An 8,920-nucleotide genomic window follows, 5' to 3' on the forward strand; every position below is an offset into this window, starting at 1 on the left:
TTGCTCTTCACTTATAACTTTGGTATAATTAACAGTATACAACATAATTATTGATTTTACACCGCAATTTGTGAAATAATAATAAAATATTAATAAATCCATTACAATAATGATAATAGAATAAAACCTGATCAGGAGATGATAAATTGGACAAGGTAAAATTGAAAATAACCACTACACAGACTGTTGACGAAGCTGGAAACGAAGATGTCATAGAGCTTATCACTGAAGCAGTACTTGAACACCACGGAGGATGCTTCACAGTAAACTATGATGAAAGCGATATAACAGAAAACAAGGGAAGTAGGACCAGGCTTAAAATTTACAAAGACAAAATGATTATGACCAAGATTGGACTTTATTCTTCCAAAATGGAGTTTCAACAGGATACAAGGAACAGCAACCTTTACACCACCCCCTATGGAACATTTGACCTTGATTTCACTACAGCAATTTATAAAAATTCACTAAATGAATTTGGGAAAGGCCAAATATATGTTGAATATAAGATTACTTTTGGCGGCGCAGAAGAAAGTTATAACAAGTTGAAAATTGATATATTTTAAACAAAGATTGCCGCATTTCAACAAACACGAACATTGTTGCCCATTTTTCGGCATTATATGCCTAATTTTAGGCGCTAAAGAGGAGAGCTATGGAAATTAAATATTTTGATGCTTTAATTCAAGCAATTAATATCATTACAGATGGAATTCATATAGTTGATGCAAGCGGAAAAATAGTATATTACAACGTTGCTGCCAAGCAGCTGGATGAAATAGATGTGGACAAGGCTATAGGCAGGCACATTCTTGAAGTATACCCTTCCCTTTCATTTGACACAAGCACCATTCTTAAAGTGCTTAAAACCGGCAAACCCATTTACAATGTAGAACAAAATTTTGTAAATTACAAGGGTGATAAAATTTCAACATTAAACTCAACACTTCCCATCACCTACAACAACAAAGTAGTTGGTGCTCTTGAAGTTTCACGAAATATCACAAAAGTTAGGGAATTGTCAGAAAAAATTGTAAATCTGCAGCGTGAACTTTATGAAACAAGTGAAAGCCTTGAAAAAACTTCAAAACCACTGGCAAAATTCAACTTCCTTGACATAATAGGTCAAAATAAGGAAATGCTTAAATTGAAATCCCTGGGTTTAAAAGCTGCTATGTCTGATTCACCTGTAATGGTGGCAGGAAGCACAGGAACAGGAAAGGAACTTTTTGTTCAGTCTATTCACAACTCAAGCAACCGTAAGCATAAGCCCTTCATTGCCCAAAACTGTGCGGCACTTCCATCTAATCTTCTGGAAAGCATTTTGTTCGGTTCAGTTAAGGGAAGCTTCACAGGTGCTGAAAACAGGCCCGGGCTGTTTGAGCTTGCAAATGGAGGAACATTGTTCCTTGACGAAATAAACTCCATGCCACTGGAGCTTCAGACAAAGCTTTTGAGAGTTCTGCAGGACGGAAGAGTTAGGAGAGTGGGTTCAAGCAACACAGTTGATGTTGACGTGAGAGTAATTTCAGCAATAAACACTGAAATAAACGAAGTGGTTGAAAATAAGCAGCTAAGACAGGACTTATTTTTCAGGCTCAATGTTATCACACTGGTAATACCTGATTTGTGCAAAAGGAAGGAAGACATACCCATACTTGTTGAACACTTCATAAAAAAATACAATGATAAGTGCAGCAAGTTTTTCAGCGGAATCTCCAAAGAAGTAATGGACATTTTCATGGAATACAGCTGGCCTGGAAATGTCAGAGAACTGGAACATGCCATTGAAAGTGCTGTGTCCCTATATGACGGTGACCTCATAAGAGAAGAACACCTTCCCTTCCAGTTCAAAAATTATCACCCGACATACTCAAGTTCTCTGGATACAAGTGTAATACAGCCATTGAACGTTGCTGTTGACAAGGTGGAAAGGGAAATTATAATTTCAGCTCTCGAGCAGACAGACTACAACATTGCAAAAGCAGCGAAACTAATAAATGTCCCCCGCCAAACCCTACAATATAAGATTAAGAAGCTGGATATACCTTTTCATTAATTAAGAATTAAGAGTTAAGAGTTAAAAATGAATGATGACTTTGTGCAGATGACAAAGCCTACCATAATTCTTAATTCTTCATTATTAATTCTTAATTGAAATTGATTCTGCGTATGTTTTAGAACGGTCAGTGGAGTAAAGTCCTGTATTTTCAACCTTGCCTTTTTCTATAAACTCAAATATTTTTGATTTCAACTTTATTTCTTCTAATCCCCTTTTTGTTTTTATGTTCTCGATTTCTTCTTCTGTCAGCACTTCTCTGAGTTTCGCTTCAGTATCGACTTCAAAAACCGGCTTGCTTTCATCCTTTCCGAAATCAACAAAGCATAAAGGAGGGAACATGACACACCACCAGTTTTTCCCTTCGGCCATTCCTATTTCTATCCTCACAGAATCATAGTAACCTTCCGGAAGGACTATGTCCTCGTAAAGCTTCCTTGGAAACTTGTAATTTCCGTAATAAACGTTCACTTCATAGTCATAACCTTCATTTTTAATCACTGTTTCTGCTTCCTGCCTGATATCTCCTATTTTTTCAATTATAATTTTTTCGCTGTCTTCTTTTGAAGAGATATTTTTAAACTGGTTATTGAAAGTTGTTATGACGCTGTTTCTGACTTGGTACTTAAGCTGCTGGTCCTCAAAGCTGTCAGAGTTTGCAATAACGTGAAGACGTATAACTTTCTCATTTATTTTTGCCATTCCCATGTATGATTCAACACTGTATGAAACTAGTGCAGCCATTAATACAAATGCTGCCGAATATAATATTTTCTTTCTGTAACTCATTTTTCCCCCTATTTTACCAGCCCTATACTTTTTATATCCATTTTGAAATGAACATTTATGTCGGCTGCTTCAAAAACCTCATCATATTTATCCATTATTTTTTCATAATCCTGCTTGTGAAATTTGTACAAATCATCCTTTATCCTGATAAGATCTGCCCTGTATGTATGCTGCAGCTTATCTATGGTGGAATATGTGGTATCGGAAATTTTTTTCAACGACTCTTCCTTCACCTTGTTCATGAAATTTTCATCTGCAAGGCTGTCATCACCTATGATGAATGAATCCACATAGCAGTACAATGTAATATAGTAATCAACACTTAGTTTGTCTCCGTCTAAATCAATATCCTCCGTCATGCTCACATCCACTGCCCCAAGAGCCAGAGTCTTCTCGTCAGCTTCAATGTTTATGTTCTTTATGTTAGCCTTTGTTGGATTCAACAAAAGCATTATTGATTCCACTTCTTCAGTTTCCAAAAATCCAAGAAGCTCATATTCCTTGATTACAGCCGCCCTTTCTATTTTAAGGCTCTTGTCGTTCATTTCAACAACAGGAATCATTGCATTTCCTGTCTGACCCAGATGAAGTATTGCTTCATCAAAAGTGTATATATCCTGGTAGGATTCCCTTTTAAGCTTCACAAGCATGTCGCTTAAAAATCTTCCCACAATGGGATTGCTTGGTATCTCTGTGTTTATAATGTCTTCTGCCTTTCCTTTTGCAATGCAGATTTTGACCCTTCTGTTCATTTGAGGAGATCTTTGTATTTCATCAAATATTTTTTTAAATATTTCCGGATCCTTTGCTGTTTCCTCTCCAAGGACTATAACCTGCATTAACCTGTCTGAAATGGCCTTGTCTGAATGAAGATAGCTTGTGTTGTAAAAGTCCGCAAAGTTGTTGTTTTCCATGGAATAAATAATTCTTTGTTCTTCACTTCCTTCATTTATTTTGGGAATTTCAGCAGTGAACTTAAGTGTGTCCCCTTCCTTGTCTATTCCCACAGCAAACAGATATTCCCTCTTGTTTATTTCCACGCTGTCCCAGCATCCTGTCAGCATCAATGCTGCCAAAACAACTAATATTAATTTTAAATTTTTCATATAAACCCCTTTTATTAATTAAGAATTAAGAGTTAAGAATTAATAATTATGGTTGATTTTGTGCCATGCACAAAACCATCATTTAATTCTTAATTCTTCATTCTTCACTCTTAATTTGTCTTTTAAAGCTACTAACAACGGTATGAGGAAATTCAGTGCACTCAGTGCATAAATGGGTATGCGTATGTACGGAAACATCATGTACATTCCCGGAAGCGCCGCTGCCATCAGGTACAGTATGGGTATCTGAATGAAAATGAAGTAGCCGTTTTCTCTTGTTTTGAAAGTTTCCTGCATGGAAAGGTTTGTAAAATATGAAAGTATGCATATGCAGGTGAATGTAACAACAATTTGAAAACAAAGGCCTACAATTTCTGTGCTCTCAAAGAAAAACCCGGGTATGTTCACAAATTTCATAACTGATATGAATGGCCACACCATATTTACAGCTTCCTTCATTCCAAACTTTACAACTATTAAAAGGTAGCATGCTATATAAAGAATGGCACTAATGACAATGAACCTTTTATTGATCATGAGGTTTTTTTCTTTTATGGCTACACGGCTGTTGGAAAACATGAGTATTGAAAAACCAAAGAAACCAAGCATTGCAAAAGGTATTGATTTTGCAACTCCAACAACATCAGCTGGATAAATCGGAAGTACATTGGTGTAATCTGCGTAATATGTTGAAAATACTATTATCAAAAGATAGGGTATAAGCGCAATTACAACAGCAATATTTGTTATGTTTGCAATAGTCTGCATTCCTTTTTTGGCAGCGTATCCTGCAGTCAGAAGTATTGCAATGATTATTGTGCTCAGCGGAGTATTGAAAAGCATCATCAGTTTTATCTGTTCCGAAAAATCCTTGAGCAATATGCTGTTTGAAATCAAAAACATTAATATGTAGTATAATCCTATGGATTTTGATATAAATTTCGGAAAAAGCTTGTTTGAAATGCTTATGATTGTGTCTTCGCTGTGTTTTTCCATGAGTTTGTTTACCGGTCTCATGGCCAGATACAAAAACAGCGCTGCAGCTGCAATGGAAATCCATCCCACCGGACCGTCAATTTCTGAAAGTATTGATGGCATCAGCAATGACTGAAAAGCAAATGAAACCAATATTAAAATTGATATATTCTGATAAGGTGTAATATCCTGATTGAACATTTAATTCCCCTTTTCTTTTTCTGCCTGAAGATATTTTGGCTTACGAACCATGTTTTTAATTCTCGGCCTTATGATGGTATCCTTCAAATCGCTTCTATTTTCAATAAAACTTGACAGCGGAGACATATATGGAATCCCGCAGCTCTTAAGTGTGCAAAGATGTATTATGAGCACACTTAAACCTATGGATATACCAAACAGCCCAAATATGGCTGCAAGTAATATGAATGCAAATCTTATCATCCTAAGGGTAGTACTGAAATTGTAGCTTGGTATTGTAAATGAAGCTATTGCTGTAAGGGCAACTATTATAACTGCCAATGGTGTTATAAGCCCTGCTTCCACAGAAGACTGCCCGATTACCAGACCTCCAACAAGTCCTATGGTGGAGCCCACCGGTGTTGTTATTCTCATTGATGCTTCTCTCACCAGCTCTATTACAAGTTCCATCAAAAGAGCTTCAAAATAAGGCGGGAAAGGAACATTAGCTCTGGATGCAGCCACATAAAGGGCTAGCTGCGTAGGAAGCATGTTTGGGTGAAACTGAGTAACAGCCACATACAAGGCAGGCAGCAACATTACAATGGGAAGTGCCACATACCTTATCATTCGTGTGATGCATGATGGAAGCCATCTTTCATAGTAATCCTCCGAAGACTGCATGAATGAAACAAAAATTGCAGGTGCAATAAGCACTGTAGGAGTGTTGTCTACAGCTATGACAACTCTTCCCTCCAGAAGCGCTGAAGCTGCTGCATCAGGTCTCTCTGTATTTTCAATTTGAGGAAAAAGTGAATAACTGTCATCTTCAATCATTTCTTCTATGTAGGAACTTTCAAGGATTGCTTCAATATCTATATTTTTGATTCTTTTTTCAACTGTATCAAGCACGGTCTTGTTTACAAGGTCATCTATGTACATAATTGCCATATCGGTTTTTGACCTGGATCCAACCTGTGTGTATTTCACCTTCAGTCTTGGATCTCTTATTCTTCTCCTGATAAGCGTAATGTTAACTTTCATTGTTTCATTGAAACCATCCCTTGCACCTCTTATGAGAGTTTCTGCTGCCGGTTCCTGAACACCCCTCATTGGCCAGCCTCTTGATGAAAGCATGATACCTTTTGTGCATGTGTCGATTAAAAGCACTGTTTCCCCGGAAAGCATCTTGTCCACACATTCTTCTAAAGTTAAGAGAGCCTTCACCTCAAGAATTGCAATGTTAGTCTTTGACACGGCATTTAAAATTTCATTGTCCGGACTTTTCTCAAGGTTTTCAAGATTCAAGTTCATCATGAGATTTTGAACAGCATATTCGCTTATTGATTCCTTTGTAGTCATACCGTCCACATACACCAAAAGCATGTTGATTTTTTGATTTTGTCCTCCTTCAATTTTTCTGAAGACAATATCATCAGCATTCTTGAATATGTTTCTTAAGTTTGCTTCATTTTTATTCAAGTCCTTTTCAATGTTTGTTTTAGTTGTATTCTGGTTTTTATTTTTATTGTTATTATCGCTCATATGTCCACCTATATGTATATTGCAGCTGCTGCTGCCAATGCAAGAATTCCGTATACTATCCCCGTAGTGCGCACTATTTTATAATCCCTGTGATAATTTTTGCGCTTAAGATCCTTGCTGGTTATAAAAATCAATATACCGCTGATTATCAAGAAAAGAATTATTATTTCCGTATTTATCATGTGTTTAAGATCATTTATAAAGAACATAGCCCCTCCTGTATATTTCTAATATGTAATATTTGCATTTTAAGTCTTTTTTATTCAATTATTGTAAAATTTATTATGAAATAAAAAAACCGCCTAAGCGGTTATTTGGTAAGATCGTATTTTTGTTTTTTCCTTACAAGGGTCGACAGGTCTATTCCAAGCCTTAAGGCAGCTTCTTTCATATTTTTTGAAGAAGCAAGAGTTGTTTCTATTATTTCTTTTTCATAATCATCTATTCTTTCCTTTAATGTCTTGGCTTCCTGCATAAAATGGTTGTTGCCTGATAATGATTCTACCCCTTCATTAAACATGAGATTTTCAGTAAACAAATTTGTGTCAATGAATGCGTCATCTGTCATGAGCACAAGACGTTCAATCATATTTTTCAGCTCTCTTATGTTTCCTGGCCAGTCATAAACCAAGAAATGTTCAAGGCAGTTAGTTGTAAAGTAGCAGTTTTTGCCGTATTTGTTGTTGTAATATTCAATGAACTGATGTGCAAGAGGAATAATGTCTTCCTTCCTGTGTCTGAGAGGAGGAATGACAAAATTAACAACATTAAGCCTGTAGTATAAATCTGCCCTGAATTTTTTTTCTTCCACAAGATGTTTCAAATCCACATTGGTGGCTGCAATAATACGGGCATTGAATTCAACCGATGCAGTTCCTCCAATGCGGTAAAACATGCGGTCATTCAGTGCACTTAAAAGCTTCACCTGAAGTGTGTAGGGCATATCTCCTATTTCATCAAGATAAAGAACTCCCCCGTTTGCTTCTTCAAAAAGTCCCTTTTTCCCTCCCTTTTGAGCTCCTGTGAAAGCTCCTTCCTCATAACCGAAAAATTCTGACTCAAGCAAGTGTTCCGGTACAGCACTGCAGTTTATTTTTACAAACTTTCCGCTGCTTCTGTTGCTTATGCCGTGAATGTACGTTGCAATAAAATCCTTTCCAACTCCTGTTTCACCCAATATCAACACAGTGCTCTCAACATTGGCTATTTTTTTTGCTTTTGTATAGATGTTTTTCATTTTTTCATTGTTTATTACTACAAAAGGTTCCTTGTTGGATATATTTTTTATTTCGCTGTTTTTAATGAACTGATTTTTTTCTTTTGTAATATTTTTCATGAGCACATCCAATTCAGAAACATCCCTGATTACAGCTATTGTTTTAGCAAGATTGCCCTTTTCATCAAATATGGGAGAACCTGAAACAAGACATCTCTGCCCCTTGTAATAATTGTTGATTGTGGAAACAGGCGCCATTGTTTCTATTACCTTGGCACAGCATGAATTGGGGAGAATGTTGAACCTCCTTAAGTCATACACGGTTTTTCCTATTATCTGATCCCTGGTAAGCCCTGACAAGTTCAAAAATGCATCATTGACATATGTGGTTGTCCCTTCTTCATCAGTTATATATATTCCATCCTTAAGCTTGTTGAGCATTTCATTGTAAAGATATTGCTGACTGCTGAGCCTTATTATTTGTTTTTCCAGCTCATTGCCCAGGGTAAAATCATAAAAGAAAAAAACATAAAAATCCTTGCCCTGAAGCTTAAGCCTATTATGAACCACATAATAAACCGAGTTATCACGGTATTTTACAGAATAAAGGTCATCATCAGAATCAACATTAATATCCTGAAAAAAAACTGTTAATTTTTTATTCAATATATCCTCATTATTTTTGCATATATTTGTTTTAAAGAAATTGTTTGAGTATAAAATATTGAACTTATCATCAGTTATTACAAAACCCATGTTTAAATCAATGTTTTTTGAATTCATAATTTTCCTCATTTATAAATTTTATATTTCGATTGATATTTTTTTTACAATATGTTATTATTAAATGTGAACAATACATATTATAAACCAGTATATGCAGTTTTGCAATTACTATATATTTTTTGTATGCAGTTTTGCATATAAAAATTTTAAAATAGTTTGCCTGGATTTTTAATTTCCTACATATATCAACGATAAATGGATAATTTAATTGTTGGCATGATAATTGCTTTATGTATCATATATAATAAATTTAGGAGGCAAATT

8 protein-coding genes are annotated in these 8,920 nt (G+C 35.7%); 2 read left to right on the forward strand and 6 right to left on the reverse strand.

The features are described 5' to 3' along the window. Positions 1–146: 146 nt before the first annotated feature. Complete coding sequence (locus BN358_RS06500) at positions 147–566, forward strand: DUF1934 domain-containing protein (protein ID WP_019228413.1); 420 nt, start codon at positions 147–149, stop codon at positions 564–566. Positions 567–655: 89 nt separating this feature from the next. Then, entirely contained in the window at positions 656–2,059 is a 1,404-nt protein-coding gene (locus tag BN358_RS06505; protein WP_019228414.1) for a sigma-54-dependent Fis family transcriptional regulator, read from the forward strand. A gap of 84 nt (positions 2,060–2,143) precedes the next feature. On the opposite strand, the gene spoIIR is transcribed toward BN358_RS06505, so the two are convergent. The 6 genes from spoIIR to BN358_RS06535 all read right to left on the reverse strand — a co-directional run bounded on the left by spoIIR (position 2,144) and on the right by BN358_RS06535 (position 8,653). Further along, a complete protein-coding gene (gene spoIIR, locus BN358_RS06510) occupies positions 2,144–2,848 on the reverse strand; it encodes a stage II sporulation protein R (protein WP_019228415.1) in 705 nt (234 codons plus the stop codon). A gap of 8 nt (positions 2,849–2,856) precedes the next feature. Next, positions 2,857–3,954 (reverse strand): Ger(x)C family spore germination protein, encoded by a 1,098-nt coding sequence (locus tag BN358_RS06515; protein ID WP_019228416.1) that lies wholly within the window; start codon positions 3,952–3,954, stop codon positions 2,857–2,859. A gap of 78 nt (positions 3,955–4,032) precedes the next feature. Then, positions 4,033–5,130 carry an endospore germination permease gene (locus BN358_RS06520; protein ID WP_019228417.1) on the reverse strand — a complete coding sequence of 366 codons (1,098 nt, stop codon included), beginning with the start codon at positions 5,128–5,130 and terminating at the stop codon, positions 4,033–4,035. Next, entirely contained in the window at positions 5,131–6,654 is a 1,524-nt protein-coding gene (locus BN358_RS06525) for a spore germination protein (protein ID WP_019228418.1), read from the reverse strand. 8 nt (positions 6,655–6,662) lie between these two features. Beyond that, the gene (locus BN358_RS06530) at positions 6,663–6,863 is read right to left on the reverse strand and encodes a CLC_0170 family protein (RefSeq protein WP_019228419.1); all 201 of its coding nucleotides are present in this window, start codon (positions 6,861–6,863) and stop codon (positions 6,663–6,665) included. A gap of 101 nt (positions 6,864–6,964) precedes the next feature. Further along, positions 6,965–8,653, reverse strand: a complete 1,689-nt coding sequence (locus tag BN358_RS06535) for a sigma-54-dependent Fis family transcriptional regulator (protein ID WP_019228420.1) — start codon at positions 8,651–8,653, stop codon at positions 6,965–6,967. Positions 8,654–8,920: the final 267 nt, after the last annotated feature.

The organism is Sedimentibacter sp. B4, from assembly GCF_000309315.1.
Classification (GTDB): Bacteria; Bacillota; Clostridia; order Tissierellales; family Sedimentibacteraceae; genus Sedimentibacter; species Sedimentibacter saalensis.

Bases quoted from the DNA above. Each gene is read 5' to 3' on its own strand.
- BN358_RS06505 (WP_019228414.1), top strand. From the start codon at position 656: ATGGAAATTAAATATTTTGATGCTTTAATTCAAGCAATTAATATCATT.
- spoIIR (WP_019228415.1), bottom strand. From the start codon at position 2,848: ATGAGTTACAGAAAGAAAATATTATATTCGGCAGCATTTGTATTAATG.
- BN358_RS06515 (WP_019228416.1), bottom strand. From the start codon at position 3,954: ATGAAAAATTTAAAATTAATATTAGTTGTTTTGGCAGCATTGATGCTG.
- BN358_RS06520 (WP_019228417.1), bottom strand. From the start codon at position 5,130: ATGTTCAATCAGGATATTACACCTTATCAGAATATATCAATTTTAATA.
- BN358_RS06525 (WP_019228418.1), bottom strand. From the start codon at position 6,654: ATGAGCGATAATAACAATAAAAATAAAAACCAGAATACAACTAAAACA.
- BN358_RS06530 (WP_019228419.1), bottom strand. From the start codon at position 6,863: ATGTTCTTTATAAATGATCTTAAACACATGATAAATACGGAAATAATA.
- BN358_RS06535 (WP_019228420.1), bottom strand. From the start codon at position 8,653: ATGAATTCAAAAAACATTGATTTAAACATGGGTTTTGTAATAACTGAT.